A 14,418-nucleotide genomic window follows, 5' to 3' on the forward strand; every position below is an offset into this window, starting at 1 on the left:
CACGATTCCGATCTGAGGCGAATCCGCTCAGCGGCACGTCCCGGCTACAGCCGCGACACCACTTCGTTCCATTGGACCCGCCTCAGATTCGAAGGCTATTCGCCACCTTTTTGTACGAAACTCCGAACGAAATCCTCGGCGTTTTCCTCGAGTACATCATCAATCTCGTCAAGTACGGAGTCGACGTCGTCGGAGAGCTTTTCCTGTCGTTCCTTGAGGTCGGACTCAGCCTCCACGGTCTGCTCCTCGACCTCCTCGGTCGAGCGCGTCGCCTTCTGCTGTCCGCCGCCGGTGTCCTTGGTCGCCATGAATACCTCACCCCGCTCGGTTCGCACGCTCACGTCGAGAGGCCCCCGGATCGGGACCCCTCTCAAGATCAGACCCTACGTCGGACTCTACAAGGAGGGTCCGACATCCGTCCCCGTAGTTGTCATAACATCCGGCATAACGTCCGGCTGTCTTCATGATTCCCGGACCGGCGGCCTTTCAGCCGCAATCACCGCCCCGAAAGCACGCGCACCAGGTCCTCCGCCGTGCGGCAGCGGTCCAGGAGCTCCTTCACGTGGGCCCGCGTGCCCCGCAGCGGCTCCAGCGTCGGGACCCGCTGGAGCGAGTCGTGGCCCGGAAGGTCGAAGATCACCGAGTCCCAGGACGCCGCCGCGACATCGTCCGCGTACTGCTCCAGGCAGCGGCCCCGGAAGTACGCCCTGGTGTCCTCCGGCGGCTTGCTCGCGGCCCGTTCCACCGCCGGCTCCTCCAGGAGCCGCTTCATCTTGCCGCGGGCCGCCAGGCGGTTGTACAGGCCCTTCTCGGACCGTACGTCCGCGTACTGGAGGTCCACCAGGTGCAGCCGCGCCGCGTCCCAGTCCAGGCTGTCGCGGCGCCGGTAACCCTCGAGGATCTCCCGCTTGGCGATCCAGTCCAGCTCTCCCGACAGGCTCATCGGATCGCTCTCCAGGCGCCCCAGCACGTCCTCCCAGCGCGTCAGCACGTCCTTGGTCTGCTCGTCCGCGTCGGACCCGAAACGCTCCTCGACGTACTTCCGGGCCAGCTCGAAGTACTCCATCTGGAGTTGCACCGCGGTCAGGGTCCGGCCGCTGCGGAGCGTGATCAGGTGGTGGAGGTCGGGGTCGTGCGAGACCTGGTGGAGGGTGCGTACGGGCTGGTCGACGGCCAGGTCGACGTTGATGAAGCCGTCCTCGATCATCGACAGGACCAGTGCCGTCGTGCCGAGCTTCAGGTAGGTCGAGATCTCGGAGAGGTTGGCGTCGCCGATGATCACGTGCAGCCGGCGGTACTTCTCCGCGTCCGAGTGCGGCTCGTCGCGGGTGTTGATGATGGGCCGCTTCAGGGTGGTCTCCAGGCCCACCTCGACCTCGAAGTAGTCCGCGCGCTGGCTGATCTGGAAGCCGTGCTCGCGGCCGTCCTGGCCGATGCCGACGCGCCCCGCACCCGTGACGACCTGGCGCGACACGAAGAAGGGCGTCAGGTGGCGCACGATGTCCGAGAAGGGGGTCTCCCGCTTCATCAGGTAGTTCTCGTGCGTGCCGTAGGAGGCGCCCTTGTTGTCGGTGTTGTTCTTGTAGAGGTGGATCGGCTGGGCTCCGGGCAGCTGCGCGGCCCGGACGGCCGCCTCGGCCATGATCCGCTCGCCGGCCTTGTCCCAGAGCACGGCGTCCAGCGGATTGGTGATCTCCGGCGAGCTGTACTCGGGGTGCGCGTGGTCGACGTAGAGGCGCGCGCCGTTGGTGAGGATCACGTTGGCCAGGCCGATGTCCTCGTCGGTCAGCTGGCTGTTGTCGGCGGCCTCGCGGGCGAGGTCGAAGCCGCGGGCGTCCCGCAGCGGATTCTCCTCCTCGAAGTCCCAGCGGGCGCGTCGCGCCCGGTGCATCGCCGCCGCGTAGGCGTTGACGATCTGGGACGAGGTGAGCATGGCATTGGCGTTCGGGTGCCCCGGGACGGAGATCCCGTACTCCGTCTCGATCCCCATTACTCGCCGTACGGTCATGCGGCCCTCCTTGCCCGGCGGCGCTCCCCTTCGGGAGCGGCGCTCAAGTACCGCTGGTGCTCCGGTGCGTCGTCCTGTGCGGTGCCCGTCCCCGCACTGCGCGTCCGGCGGTACGGAAGAGCCTAGAACCACTCCGCGCTCGTGGGGAGATCATTTCCGTCATTCAATTTTCCCTGTCACCGGCTGAAAAGCAGCCGGTAAAGCAGTCGGCTGCGGATGCCCGAGGAGGGCACCCGCAGCCGCCCCGCTTCGTCAGAGGTACTGACCGGTGTTTGCCACCGTATCGATGGAGCGTCCGGTGTCGGCGCCCTGCTTTCCGGTGACGAGCGTGCGGATGAATACGATCCGCTCGCCCTTCTTGCCGGAGATCCGGGCCCAGTCGTCCGGGTTCGTGGTGTTGGGCAGGTCCTCGTTCTCCTTGAACTCGTCCACGCAAGCCTGGAGGAGGTGGGCGACGCGGAGGCCCTTCTGGTTGTGCTCGAGGAAGGCCTTGATGGCCATCTTCTTCGCACGGTCCACGATGTTCTGGATCATCGCGCCCGAGTTGAAGTCCTTGAAGTACAGGACTTCCTTGTCGCCGTTGGCGTACGTGACCTCAAGGAAGCGATTCTCCTCGGATTCCGCGTACATCTGCTCGACGACGGTCTGGATCATGCTGTGGACGGTGCCGGGCCGCGAGTCCTGGTGCTCGGACAGGTCGTCCGTGTGCAGGGGCAGCGAGGCCTTGAGGTACTTCGCGAAGATGTCCTTCGCGGCCTCGGCGTCCGGACGCTCGATCTTGATCTTCACATCGAGGCGGCCGGGCCGCAGGATGGCCGGGTCGATCATGTCCTCGCGGTTGGAGGCGCCGATGACGATGACGTTCTCCAGGCCTTCCACGCCGTCGATCTCGGCGAGCAGCTGCGGGACGATGGTGTTCTCCACGTCCGAGCTGACACCGGATCCGCGGGTGCGGAAGAGGGATTCCATCTCGTCGAAGAAGACGATGACGGGGGTGCCCTCGCTCGCCTTCTCCCGGGCACGCTGGAAGACGAGGCGGATGTGCCGCTCGGTCTCGCCGACGTACTTGTTGAGGAGCTCGGGGCCCTTGATGTTCAGGAAGTACGACTTCCCCGCGGCCTGTCCGGTCACCTCGGCGACCTTCTTGGCAAGGGAGTTGGCCACGGCCTTGGCGATGAGCGTCTTGCCGCATCCGGGCGGGCCGTAGAGCAGGATGCCCTTCGGCGGCCGCAGTTCGTGCTCCTTGAACAGGTCCGGGTAGAGGTACGGGAGCTCGACCGCGTCGCGGATCAGCTCGATCTGGTCGCCCAGACCGCCGATCTTGTCGTAATCGATGTCCGGGACCTCTTCGAGGACGAGATCCTCGACCTCGCTCTTGGGGACGATCTCGTAGACGTAGCCGGAGCGGGGTTCGAGCAGCAGGGAGTCGCCGGCGCGGATAGGGACGTCCAGGAGCGGCTCGGCGAGCCTCACCACCCTCTCCTCGTCGGTGTGCCCGATGACCAGGGCACGCTCGCCGTCCTCGAGGATCTCCTTGAAGGTGACGATGTCCCCGGCCCGCTCGAATTCCATGGCCTCGACCACGTTGAGGGCCTCGTTGAGCATGACCTCCTGGCCGCGCCGGAGGTCTTCCGGTTCGACGCTTGGGCTGACGTTCACGCGGAGCTTTCGGCCGCCGGTGAAGATGTCGACGGTGCCGTCCTCGTTCGCTTGCAGGAAGACACCGAAACCGGCCGGCGGCTGTGCGAGCCGGTCGACTTCTTCCTTGAGGGCCACGATCTGGTCCCGGGCCTCACGGAGCGTATTCGCCAGTCGTTCGTTCTGTGCGGATACGCCGGCCAGATTTGTCTGCAGCTCGACGATCCGCTCTTCGAGAATCCTCGTGTGTCGCGGAGAGTCGGCGAGCTTACGTCGCAGGACGGCGATTTCCTGCTCGAGATAGGCAACCTGGCCGGCGGGGTCCTCGGACCCTCGCCCGGGCCGGATGCCGCGGTTGATGTCGTCGTCGTGGGCTGCCACGGTCCTCACCTCCTCCAAGGGGAGCTGGACGCTTCCTGACCCTACCTGGGCTGGTGGTGATTGAAACCCCTAGATCACAAAGACGGTAGGGGTGTGTCCGATCTTCACCCTTGCGTACTCCCTCACACCAGGGAAATACCCACCCAGCAACATCGGAAAGCGGCCGGTTGTAAGGTCGAAGTGTTCAACACCCGTCAGAGCTCGCGCGACTTGCTGCGAGTAGTGACCGGGACGGATCACTCAGCGCAGGGAACGGCAGGAGATATGACCGTGCAGCAGGAGGCTCCCGCGGCAGGCGTCGGCGGTGCCGGCGAGCCGCTTGAGGTCTGGATCGACCAGGACCTCTGCACCGGGGACGGCATCTGCGCGCAGTACGCGCCGGAGGTGTTCGAGCTGGACATCGACGGTCTGGCGTACGTGAAGAGCGGGGACGACGAGTTGCTGCAGAGCGCGGGGGCGACGACTCCGGTGCCGCTGACGGTGCTCCAGGACGTGGTCGACTCGGCGAAGGAATGTCCGGGTGACTGCATTCACGTAAGGCGCGTTTCGGACGGGGTGGAAGTCTTCGGTCCCGACGCCGAGTGACGTTTCAAACACTCTTGGCGGTCGAGTCCGTCAGCTCCTGGCGGAATTTTCCGCCGCTCCAGCGCCACTTGGCGAGCTGCTTCGTGTCGGGGCAGCAGCGCGGGACGTCCGGGGTGGAGTAGCCGAGGAGGGTGGCCGTGACCGCTCCGTCGCGCACGGTGAGATCGGTGACGGTCTGTCGCCGGGTGGTGTCGAGGAGGGTGGCGACGACGCGGGGCCCGGCGCCTTCGGTGCGGTCCTGGGTGAGGACGTAGAGCGCGTGGGGCGGGGTGCCGGAGCCTGCTTGGCAGCGGACGGCCGCGACGGTCTCGGGGCGGCCGTCGCCGTCGAGGTCGCCGTGGGCGGTGGCCGTGGTGGCTTGTGGGGCGCCCTTGCAGTCCAGGGGGTACATGAGGCCGGTGAGGTCGGGGGCGGTGGGCCGGGGGCCGTTCGCGGGGGCGGCGACGGTCTCGGTGGACGTCTCGGCTGATGCGCCGGTGGCCGGCTGGACGAGTCCCGCGATGGCCATGACGGCGGCCATGGCGCAGGCCGTGGCGAGCCAGTGGACGGGCCTGGCGCTGCTGTGCGCCAGGTTTTCCCATGTCGGGGCCGGCTCGGCGGGGCTGTACGGCACGCGGGGTGTCTCCTGTGCGAAGGGTGACGGGGAGCCAGCATCGTGCCACACCTCACACGGACGCGGAACGGCCGGGTCCGTGGTGGTTCGGCCGGGCCCGGGCCGGCGGAGCCGTCGTACGGCACAACGAAAGGGCGCTGCCGCGCAGTTCCCGGAATGGCTGGGGGAACTGCGCGGCAGCGCCTTCGTGTTGGGCCGGCGGGCCGGGCCGGCGAGAAGCCGTCAGGCGGACCGGTCGCTGCCGGGGCCGTCGTAGTCCTCGCCGTAGGCGCCCTTGGAGGGGCGGCGGCGGCGCAGGGGCGGTTCGACGCCGTCCGCGAGGCGGCGGGCGGTGACGAGGAAGCCGGTGTGGCCGATCATCCGGTGGTCCGGGCGGACGGCCAGGCCCTCGACGTGCCAGTTGCGGATCATCGATTCCCAGGGCTGCGGCTCGGCGTAGCAGCCGAACTCGCGGATGGATTCGACGGTCCGGGCGAGCTGGGTGGTGGTGGCCACGTAGCAGCAGAGGATGCCGCCGGGGACGAGTGCCTTGGAGACGGCTTCCAGGCACTCCCAGGGGGCGAGCATGTCGAGGATCACGCGGTCGACGTCCGTGTCGGACAGGTTGTCCTGGAGGTCACCCACGGTCAGCTGCCACGCGGGGTGGGGGCCGCCGAAGTAGCGCTCGACGTTGGCCGTGGCGATCTCGGCGAAGTCCGCGCGGCGCTCGTAGCTGTGGAGCATGCCCTGATCGCCGATGGCGCGCAGCAGGAAGCTGCTCAGGGAGCCGGAGCCCACACCTGCTTCCACGACGCGCGCGCCGGGGAAGATGTCGGCGAAGGCCAGGATCTGGCCGGCGTCCTTGGGGTAGACCACGGCGGCACCGCGGGGCATGGACAGGACGTAGTCGGGGAGCAGGGGGCGCAGCGCGAGGTACGCGACATTGCCCGTGGTGCGGACAACACTGCCCTCGGGAGCACCGATCAGCTCGTCGTGCGGGAAGGAACCCTTGTGGGTGTGGAAATTCTTCCCGGCTTCGAGCGTGAACGTGTAGTGGCGGCCCTTGGGGTCGGTGAGCTGAACCTGGTCCCCGACCTTGAAGGGCCCGCGTCGGCGGGCGGCACCGGTCGGTTCGGACATGTGACCAGTGTATTGGCTTCAGGACCGGGGCCGCGCCATGGCCTTCACGAAGGCCTTCTCGACGTCGAGGGTGGACAGGACGCCGTAGATCTCGCCGCTGGTTTCGAGGACGAGGTACTCGGAGGCGGGGGTGTCGCGGAGGCGTTCGAGGAGCTCTTCGCCGGCGAGTTCCGCGGAGACCTTCATGCCGTCGGTGAGGTCTTGGGCGAGGGTGCTGACGGCGACCCAGGGGCGGCGGTGTTCGGGTACGGAGGCGATGGCGCTCTCGCGGACGATGGCGGTGGGGTCTCCGTGGCCGTCGACGACGACGAGGGCGCGGGCGCCGGCTTCGTTGGCGCGGCGCAGGGCTTCGGAGAGGGGGGTGGTGTTCTCGACGGGGATGGCGCGCCGGGTGAGGGTGCGGGCCCGGAGTTCGGGGAGGTGTTCGCGCAGGCGGGCCATGCGCAGGCTGTTGCCGGCGCCGGTCCAGATGATGGCGGCGAGGATTGCGGCGAGCAGGGCGTCCATGACGGTGTCCATGCCGCCGATTTCCTCGGTGCGGTTGCCGAGGAGGCCGGTGTGGGTGAGCAGCGGCAGGCCGAGGAGTACGGCGACGGCGAGGCCGCGGCCGATCCAGGCGGCGGCGATGGTTCCGGTCATGGGTTTGCCGGTGATGCCCCAGATGACGGCGCGGAGCATGCGGCCGCCGTCGAGGGGGAGGCCGGGGAGCAGGTTGAAGGCGGCGACGAGCAGGTTGGAGATCATCAGGCCGGCGAGCAGGACGCCGGGGACGGTCGCCGGGTCGACGGCCTTCATGCCGAGGTAGAAGGCTCCGGCGAGGAGGAGGGAGAGCAGGGGGCCGACGAAGGCGAGGACGAATTCGCGGCCGGGTGTCTCGGATTCCTTCTCGATCTCGGAGACTCCGCCGAAGAACTGGAGCTGGATGCGGCGCACGGGGAGTTTGAAGCGCAGGGCGGCGACGGTGTGCGCGAGTTCGTGGACGAGGACGGAGGCGTAGAAGGCGACGGCGAAGAAGAGGGAGACCAGGTAGCGGACCGGGCCGAGGTCGGGCAGGATGCGGTCGAGCTGGTCGCCGAAGACCCAGGTGATGAGGGCGGCGACCAGGAACCAGCTGGGCGAGACGTAGACGGGCACGCCGAAGGGGCGGCCCATGAGGAGTCCGCCGCCCGGTCCGGAGCGCCGGGCTCCGCGCTCGCCGGTTTCGTCGGTGTCTGCCACGGCTGTCCTTCGTTCGGTGCTGTCCGGCGGGTCGGTTCCGTCGGCGGTTTCCGGCACGGTCCCAGTGTGGTTCCGCGGTGGTTCCGGCGTGCTTCCGGCCGCGCCGTAGCGCGGGGTGATGCATCGATCATGCAGTGCCGGGGGGCTCGGCGTCGATGGTATGCGCCTCCTGTCGGTGGCGGGTCGTAGGGTTTTGCGCATGACGACGAGCTCCGGTGCCGTGCCAGGCGCAGCCGATGCCGACGCAGCGCCGGGCGCTGTGCGGCCCTCATCGCTCTCCCCTTCGCGGGCGAGCGATTTCATGCAGTGCCCGCTGCTGTACCGGTTCCGGGTGATCGACAAGCTGCCGGAGAAGCCGAGTGCGGCGGCGACGCGGGGGACGCTGGTGCACGCGGTGCTGGAGCGGCTCTTCGATCATCCGGCACAGGAGCGGACGGCGCCGCGGGCGAAGGCGCTGATCCCGGGGCAGTGGGACCGGCTGCTGGAGGCGAAGCCGGAGCTGACGGAGCTGTTCCCGGCCGGGGACGAGGGGGCGGAGCTGGCGCGGTGGCTGACGGAGGCCGAGGCGCTGGTGGAGCGCTGGTTCACGTTGGAGGACCCGACGCGGCTGGAGCCGGTGGAGCGGGAGTTCTTCGTGGAGACGGAGCTGGAGTCGGGGCTGCGGCTGCGCGGGATCATCGACCGGGTGGACGTGGCGCCGACGGGTGAGGTGCGGATCGTCGACTACAAGACGGGCAAGGCGCCGCGGCCGCAGTATGCCGAGGGCGCGTTGTTCCAGATGAAGTTCTACGCGCTGGTGGTGTGGCGGCTGAAGCAGGTGGTGCCGCGGCGGTTGCAGCTGGTGTATCTGGGGAGCGGGGACGTGCTGACGTACGACCCGGTGATCGCGGATCTGGAGCGGGTGGAGCGCAAGCTGCTCGCGCTGTGGGAGGCGATCCGGGAGGCGACGGAGACCGGTGAGTGGCTGCCTCGGCCGACGAAGCTGTGCGGCTGGTGTGATCACCAGGCGATGTGTCCGGAGTTCGGGGGGACTCCCCCGGCTTATCCGCTGGTGATCGTTCCGCGTGCGGGGGCGGAGGCGTCCGGGGAGGGCGTGGTGGTCCGCCCGGCGGAATCCTGATCGTCCGGCCAGGGCAGAATGGGCGGCGTCCGCCGAAGCCGTCCGACGAATCGAGGTAGACCCCGTGGCGATCCGCGTCCTGTTGGTCGACGACCAGCCCCTGCTGCGCACCGGCTTCCGGATGATCCTGGAGGCGGAGGAGGACCTGGCGGTGGTGGGCGAGGCCGGGGACGGTCTGCAGGCGCTGGACCAGGTGCGGGCGCTCCAGCCCGACGTGGTGCTGATGGACATCCGGATGCCGCGGATGGACGGGGTGGAGGCGACCCGGCAGATCACCGGTCCGGGTCGGGACGGCCCGGCGAAGGTGCTCGTCCTGACCACTTTCGATCTGGACGAGTACGTGGTGGAAGCGCTGCGGGCCGGGGCGAGCGGGTTTCTGCTGAAGGACGCGCCCGCCCATGAGCTGGTGCAGGCGATCCGGGTGGTCGCGGCGGGTGAGGCGATGCTGGCACCGAGCATCACGCGGCGGCTGCTGGACAAGTACGCGGGCCACCTGCCGTCGGGCGAGGAGAACGTTCCCCATTCGCTGGGGACGCTGACGGAGCGTGAGGTCGAGGTGCTCAAGCTGGTGGCCCGGGGCCTGTCGAATGCGGAGATCGCGGCGGATCTGTTCGTGAGCGAGACCACGGTGAAGACGCACGTGGGGCATGTGCTGACGAAGTTGGGCCTGCGGGACCGGGTTCAGGCGGCGGTGTACGCGTACGAGAGCGGTCTGGTCCGCCCGGGCGCCGGGCAGTAGCCCTCGGGTACGGGAACGGGCCGGCAGCCGCGTCGCGCGGCTGCCGGCCCGTTCGCACGTGGCCGTCGGGTCAGCCCTTGCTGATCTCCCAGAAGCGGAAGACGGTCGAGGCGTCCAGGGACCACTGGAGGCCGCCGACGTTCTGGCGCGCCACGGCGTACTGCTTGCCCTGCCAGAGCGGGAGCACGGGGATCTCGTCGGCGACGATGTCCTGCAAGCGCGTGTAGTCGGGCGTGGCGGAGCCGCGGTCGGTCTTGCCGGCGGTCGACGGGATGATGGTCCCGGTGATCTCCTTGTTGTCGTAGTTGTTCTCCAGGACGTTGCCCTCGCCGAAGAACGGCTGCGTGAAGTTGTCGGCGTCCGGGTAGTCCGGGACCCAGCCCTTCACGTACACGCCGTACTTGCCGGCCTTGATGTCCTTCTCGTACTGGTCGAACTCGACGGACTTCATGTCGGCCTCGAACAGGCCGCTGTCGTTGAGCTGCTGGGCGATGACCTGGAACTGCTGGTCGGTGGAGGGGCCGTAGCGGGACGGCGTGGACCACAGGGTCAGCTTGATCTTGCCGGTGATGCCGGCGGCCTTGAGGACGGCCTTGGCCTTCTCGGGCTGCGGGGTGCCGCCGTAGCGGTCGAAGAAGGGGGTGGTGTGTCCGGCGATGCCGGCCGGGACGATGGAGTAGAGCGGGGTGGCGGTGCCCGCGTACACGTCCTTGACCAGTGCCTCGCGGTCGATGAGGTAGGCGATGGCCTTGCGGACGGGCTGCTTGCCGGCGACCGGGTCGTTCATGTTGAAGACCATGTGCTCGACTTCGGCGCCGGTGCCCTGGACGACGTCGACCTTCTGGTCGCCCGTCTTGGAGGAGGCCAGGCCGGCGATGTCCTTGGCGGCCAGGCCGCGGAAGGCGAAGTCGACATCGCCGCGTTCCAGGACGGTCTTGAGGGCGGCCTGGTCCCCGTTGAAGAACTTCAGGGTCACGCCGTTGTTCTTCGCCTTGGCCTTGCCGCTGTAGGACTCGTTGACCGAGAAGCCGGCGCTCTTGTCGCTGAAGGCGTCCAGCTTGTAGACGCCGGAGCCGACGGCCTTGTTGTCGGTGCGGAGCTTGTCGGCCGGGTATTCGCGGTGGTCGACGATGGCGCCGGCACCCGAGGCGATCTTGCTGGGGAAGGTCGCGTCGGCCGTCTTGAGGCGGAAGACGACGGTCTTCTCGTCGGGAGTGTCGATGCCGCCGATCGACGAGAGGAGCACGGCGGGGCCGTTCTCGTCATTGATCTTCAGCGTGCGCTCGAAGGAGTGCTTGACGTCCTTGGAGGTGAGGCTGTTGCCGTTGCTGAACTTCAGGCCGGCGCGCAGGACGCACTTGTACACCTTGCTCTCGCTGCCCTCGAAGGAGCAGGTCTGCGCGGCGTCGGGCTCGGGCGTGGTGCCGCCCTTGGGGAAGCTCATCAGCGACTGGAAGACGTTGTTGAAGAGCAGCCAGGAGCCCGGGTCGTATCCCGACGCGGGGTCGGTGGACTTCACCTTGTCGGATATCCCCATGACCACGCCCTTGCCGTTGCCGGCATTCGAGCCATCCGTCGAACCGCAACCGCTGAGCAGCGCGGCGGCGGTGGCTGCGCCGAGCGGGGCCGCCAACCACTGGTTACGTCTCATCACGCGAACGTCCTTCACAGTCTTAACGAATCGTTGCGCCGGCCTGCGACACCCGCTGCCGGTTTTTGCCGGTGTCAGCCGCTGACTCCGCGGCCGAGCTCCCACAGTTGGAGGTCGGAGATGGCGTTGACCGACCACTCCACTCCGGTGATCCCGTCGCGTGCGGCGACGTACTGCTTGCCCTGCCACAGGGGCAGGACGGGCACGTCCTCGGCGACGATGTCCTGCATCTCCGTGATCGCGGGGACGGCGACGTTACGGTCGACCGCGCGCCGGGAGTCGGGGATGAGCTTGGTGCGCACCGTGCTGTTGGCGTACGGCGTGCCCAGGAAGTTGTCCTGCTCCAGGAACGGGGCGAGGAAGTTGTCGGCGTCCGGGTAGTCGGGGAACCAGCCGAGCCCGTAGGCGGCGTGGTCGCCCTTCTTCTGCGCGGGGCGGAAGTCGGCCCATTCGCTGCCCTGGACGGTGATGTCGAACAGCTGAGTGGAGTTCAGCTGCGTCTTGAGGGCCTCGAACTCGGCGGCCGTGCCGTCGCCGTAGTGGTCGTTGGTGTAGTTCAGGGTCAGCTTGACCGGGGTCTTGATTCCGGCTTCCTTCAGCAGGGCGGCGGCCTTGGGGGTGTTGGCCTCGCCGTACTTGTTGAAGAAGGAGTTGACGTGCCCGGTCAGGCTGGTGGGGACGAGCGAGTAGAGCGGCTGCGCGGACTTCCCGTAGACCTTCGAGATGAGCCCGCCCCGGTCGACGGCGGCGGCGAGGGCCTGGCGTACGGCCTTGTCCTTGACGACCGGGGCCTCGGTGTTGAAGCCGAGGTAGCGGATCTCCAGGCCGGGCATCGGGACGAGCCTGACGCCCTTGGGCGGCTTGGCCGACAGCTCGGTGATCTGGGCGGGCGACAGGGTGCGGGACACCATGTGGATGGATCCGTCGGTGAGCGCCTTGCCCATGGCCTGGGAGTCGGGGAAGGTGCGCAGTTCGGCCTTGTCGTTCTGCAGCTTGAGGTCGCCCTTGTAGTGGGGGTTCTTGCTGAAGACGGCGCGGACGAGCTGGTTGTCCTTGACCTCGGCCTTCATCGTGTACGGGCCCGAGCCGTCCACGGCGAAGCCCTCGCGGAGCTTCTTGGCGTCGTAGTTCTTCTCGCTGACGATGCCGGCGGCGGGGGTGGACAGCTTGTTCGGGAAGGTCGCGTCCGGGGTCTTCAGGTGGAAGACGACGGTGTCGGCGCCCTTGGTCTCGACGGTGTCGATGGTGGAGAGCAGCGAGGACGGGCCGTTCTCGTCCTTGATGGCGCGGACCCGGTCGATGGAGAACTTGACGTCCTTGGCGGTGAGCGGGTCACCGCTCGCGAACTTCAGCCCGGGGCGCAGGGTGCAGCGGTAGCTCTCGTTGCCGGCGTCGGTGAAGCGGCAGTCGGAGGCTGCTTCGGGGACGGGCTGGCCGCCGCCGCGCGGGGTGTGCATCAGCGTCTGGACGGTCTGGCGCAGGACGTTCCAGGCGCCGGCGTCGTAGGCGTGGGCCGGGTCGAAGGGGGCGGGGGCGGAGTCGGCGGCTTCGAACCGGTCGGTGGTGCCGACGACGATCGCTCCGGATCCTGCTCCTCCGCCGCTCGCGCTGCCGCATGCGGCCAGCGTGGGGGTGAGCAGTCCGGCCGCGGCCGTCAGCACCAGGGTCTTGCGGTTCATGCTGGAAGTACTCCCTATGACCGGCACTTGCTCAAAGCGGTGTGAAGGGCACTTCGCGGCGGTCGCCCGTTCAGGGCGGAACGATCGGGCCGGTGTTGTGACGATCGGTCCACGCGGTCCCGGCACAGGGGTGTGTGTCCGGTACGGCTGAGGTGCGGCGTAGTGCCCGGATTGACACTAGTGGCCGTGGACTGGATGGCTGGAACTGGCCGGACTTGGGACGTAATCGCACGGTGATGGGAGCGGACTGCCTGTTGATGAGGGGGTCGCCGCAGATTCGGTCAGGAGCTGATCAATGCGGACACAAGGGAACCCTTCAGAGCCGGCGGACAGGTCCGTCGAGGCCGTGACACGTGACCAAGGTCACCCGGCGCAACTGCCCCGGGGAGGATGGAATTTCAGCCTCCGGAGCCTCGCGCGGAAGATTCTTCCGCAGGATTCGATCCTGCGGGTGTTCTGTTCGGTACAGAGCGTGTGCAGGGCGTCTCGTTATGTATCGGCAGCCTCGCGGGCACAGGCAGGCACACGCAGGCCTCGTGGGGAGTGCGCTCAGTTCATCGGGACGATGAGGGAGCGCAGGAACGCCAGGTCCACGTCCTCCAGCGAGCGGACGACCGTACGCCCGGGAGCGGGGGTGATCAGACCGACGGAGGGGACGGCCACGACCCGGCAGCCGGCGGCCTCCGCTGCGGCCACGCCGGTGGTCGTGTCCTCGATGACCGCGCACCGGGAGGGGTGCGCGCCCAGACCTCCGGCGGCGAGCAGGTACGGGTCGGGGTGCGGCTTGGTACGCGGCACCTCGTCCCCGGCCACGGTCAGGGCGAACCGGTCACGGCCCAGGGAGAGCAGCACCCGGTCGATGACGCGGCGGTGCGAGGCGGAGACGAGGGCGGTGGGCACGTTGTGCCGGGCCAGCTCGTTCAGGAGCCGCTCGGCGCCGGGCATGAGGGGGACGCGGTCGGCGATGCGCGCCTCGAAACGCTCGTTGAGCAGCACGCTGAGCTCACCGACGGTGATGGCGGCGCCGGTGGCTTCGATCAGGAAGGCCGCGCTTCGGCTCATGGGGCCGCCGACGACGATGTGACGCCAGGACTCGTCGAGCCGGTGGCCGAGCTCCCCGAAGGCATCGACCTCGGCGTCCCACCAGAAGCCTTCTGTGTCGATGAGGGTGCCGTCCATGTCGAGCAGCACCGCCTGCAGGGCTGAGCCGTCGGCCGTACGGGCGACGGGGGCGGGAACGGTGCTCGTCATGCGCACACCTCTCAGAAGGGACGAGAAGGCCGGTCACCTCTTCCCCTGGGACATGCCCCGGGGAACAGGCGACCGGCCTGTATGGGACCGACTAGTCTACGTCGGCCCGCCTCAGCGTGCGTTGAAATACTTCGCTTCGGGGTGGTGAATCACGATGGCGTCGGTGGACTGCTCGGGGTGGAGCTGGAACTCCTCCGACAGGTGGACGCCGATCCGCTCAGGCTGGAGGAGGTCGGCGATCTTGGCGCGGTCCTCCAGGTCGGGGCAGGCGCCGTAGCCGAGGGAGAAGCGGGCGCCGCGGTACTTGAGATCGAACATGTCCTCGACCTTGGCGGGGTCCTCGCCGCCGAATCCGAGCTCGGCGCGGACGCGGGCGTGCCAGTACTCGGCCATGGCCTCGGCCAGCTGGACGGAGA

Annotated in this window: 13 protein-coding genes; 3 read left to right on the forward strand and 10 right to left on the reverse strand. The window is 68.3% G+C overall.

Annotation, left to right across the window (positions count from 1 at the left end):
* Nucleotides 1-95: 95 nt before the first annotated feature.
* The 3 genes from ABZX75_RS30890 to arc form a co-directional block, all read right to left on the reverse strand.
* Nucleotides 96-308 carry a ubiquitin-like protein Pup gene (locus ABZX75_RS30890; RefSeq protein ID WP_243630220.1) on the reverse strand — a complete coding sequence of 71 codons (213 nt, stop codon included), beginning with the start codon at nt 306-308 and terminating at the stop codon, nt 96-98.
* Nucleotides 309-496: 188 nt separating this feature from the next.
* On the reverse strand, nt 497-2,008 hold the full coding sequence (gene dop, locus ABZX75_RS30895; protein WP_355416359.1) for a depupylase/deamidase Dop: 1,512 nt from the start codon (nt 2,006-2,008) through the stop codon (nt 497-499).
* Between the two features lie 252 nt (nt 2,009-2,260).
* A complete protein-coding gene (gene arc / locus ABZX75_RS30900) occupies nt 2,261-4,027 on the reverse strand; it encodes a proteasome ATPase (protein ID WP_355416362.1) in 1,767 nt (588 codons plus the stop codon).
* Between the two features lie 264 nt (nt 4,028-4,291).
* Between arc and ABZX75_RS30905 the strand changes: the two genes are divergently transcribed.
* Nucleotides 4,292-4,612 (forward strand): ferredoxin, encoded by a 321-nt coding sequence (locus tag ABZX75_RS30905; RefSeq protein WP_355416365.1) that lies wholly within the window; start codon nt 4,292-4,294, stop codon nt 4,610-4,612.
* 4 nt (nt 4,613-4,616) lie between these two features.
* Here ABZX75_RS30905 and ABZX75_RS30910 read toward each other — a convergent pair whose 3' ends face one another.
* From ABZX75_RS30910 to ABZX75_RS30920, 3 genes are all read right to left on the reverse strand, one after another.
* A complete protein-coding gene (locus ABZX75_RS30910) occupies nt 4,617-5,132 on the reverse strand; it encodes a hypothetical protein (RefSeq protein ID WP_355416395.1) in 516 nt (171 codons plus the stop codon).
* A gap of 315 nt (nt 5,133-5,447) precedes the next feature.
* Nucleotides 5,448-6,344, reverse strand: coding sequence for a tRNA (adenine-N1)-methyltransferase (locus ABZX75_RS30915; RefSeq protein WP_355416368.1), 897 nt, complete (start codon nt 6,342-6,344; stop codon nt 5,448-5,450).
* 18 nt (nt 6,345-6,362) lie between these two features.
* Complete coding sequence (locus ABZX75_RS30920; protein WP_355416371.1) at nt 6,363-7,865, reverse strand: site-2 protease family protein; 1,503 nt, start codon at nt 7,863-7,865, stop codon at nt 6,363-6,365.
* Here ABZX75_RS30920 and ABZX75_RS30925 point away from each other — a divergent pair.
* Together ABZX75_RS30925 and ABZX75_RS30930 are read left to right on the forward strand one after the other, a co-directional pair.
* Nucleotides 7,762-8,682 (forward strand): RecB family exonuclease, encoded by a 921-nt coding sequence (locus ABZX75_RS30925; RefSeq protein ID WP_355416374.1) that lies wholly within the window; start codon nt 7,762-7,764, stop codon nt 8,680-8,682. The genes ABZX75_RS30920 and ABZX75_RS30925 overlap by 104 nt on opposite strands.
* A gap of 64 nt (nt 8,683-8,746) precedes the next feature.
* Nucleotides 8,747-9,421: a response regulator transcription factor gene (locus tag ABZX75_RS30930; RefSeq protein WP_355416377.1), complete on the forward strand. Its 675-nt coding sequence runs from the start codon at nt 8,747-8,749 to the stop codon at nt 9,419-9,421.
* 70 nt (nt 9,422-9,491) lie between these two features.
* Here the strand turns inward: ABZX75_RS30930 and ABZX75_RS30935 are convergent, their stop codons facing one another.
* The 4 genes from ABZX75_RS30935 to ABZX75_RS30950 all read right to left on the reverse strand — a co-directional run.
* Nucleotides 9,492-11,072 (reverse strand): ABC transporter substrate-binding protein, encoded by a 1,581-nt coding sequence (locus ABZX75_RS30935; RefSeq protein WP_355416398.1) that lies wholly within the window; start codon nt 11,070-11,072, stop codon nt 9,492-9,494.
* A gap of 74 nt (nt 11,073-11,146) precedes the next feature.
* Nucleotides 11,147-12,751 (reverse strand): ABC transporter substrate-binding protein, encoded by a 1,605-nt coding sequence (locus ABZX75_RS30940; RefSeq protein ID WP_355416380.1) that lies wholly within the window; start codon nt 12,749-12,751, stop codon nt 11,147-11,149.
* A 549-nt stretch (nt 12,752-13,300) separates the two neighbouring features.
* Nucleotides 13,301-14,002, reverse strand: coding sequence for an HAD family phosphatase (locus tag ABZX75_RS30945; RefSeq protein WP_355416383.1), 702 nt, complete (start codon nt 14,000-14,002; stop codon nt 13,301-13,303).
* A 111-nt stretch (nt 14,003-14,113) separates the two neighbouring features.
* Nucleotides 14,114-14,418 (reverse strand): vitamin B12 dependent-methionine synthase activation domain-containing protein (locus ABZX75_RS30950; protein ID WP_355416386.1); only part of this gene is annotated, 305 nt, incomplete at its 5' end.

The sequence above is a fragment of the Streptomyces sp. NPDC003038 genome (assembly GCF_040611115.1).
Classification (GTDB): Bacteria; Actinomycetota; Actinomycetes; order Streptomycetales; family Streptomycetaceae; genus Streptomyces.

What these genes read in the sequence shown, in the direction of transcription:
- ABZX75_RS30890 (WP_243630220.1), bottom strand. Translation starts at nt 308, where the DNA reads ATGGCGACCAAGGACACCGGCGGCGGACAGCAGAAGGCGACGCGCTCG.
- dop (WP_355416359.1), bottom strand. Translation starts at nt 2,008, where the DNA reads ATGACCGTACGGCGAGTAATGGGGATCGAGACGGAGTACGGGATCTCC.
- ABZX75_RS30905 (WP_355416365.1), top strand. Translation starts at nt 4,292, where the DNA reads ATGACCGTGCAGCAGGAGGCTCCCGCGGCAGGCGTCGGCGGTGCCGGC.
- ABZX75_RS30910 (WP_355416395.1), bottom strand. Translation starts at nt 5,132, where the DNA reads ATGGCCGCCGTCATGGCCATCGCGGGACTCGTCCAGCCGGCCACCGGC.
- ABZX75_RS30915 (WP_355416368.1), bottom strand. Translation starts at nt 6,344, where the DNA reads ATGTCCGAACCGACCGGTGCCGCCCGCCGACGCGGGCCCTTCAAGGTC.
- ABZX75_RS30925 (WP_355416374.1), top strand. Translation starts at nt 7,762, where the DNA reads ATGACGACGAGCTCCGGTGCCGTGCCAGGCGCAGCCGATGCCGACGCA.
- ABZX75_RS30920 (WP_355416371.1), bottom strand. Translation starts at nt 7,865, where the DNA reads ATGAAATCGCTCGCCCGCGAAGGGGAGAGCGATGAGGGCCGCACAGCG.
- ABZX75_RS30935 (WP_355416398.1), bottom strand. Translation starts at nt 11,072, where the DNA reads ATGAGACGTAACCAGTGGTTGGCGGCCCCGCTCGGCGCAGCCACCGCC.
- ABZX75_RS30940 (WP_355416380.1), bottom strand. Translation starts at nt 12,751, where the DNA reads ATGAACCGCAAGACCCTGGTGCTGACGGCCGCGGCCGGACTGCTCACC.
- ABZX75_RS30945 (WP_355416383.1), bottom strand. Translation starts at nt 14,002, where the DNA reads ATGACGAGCACCGTTCCCGCCCCCGTCGCCCGTACGGCCGACGGCTCA.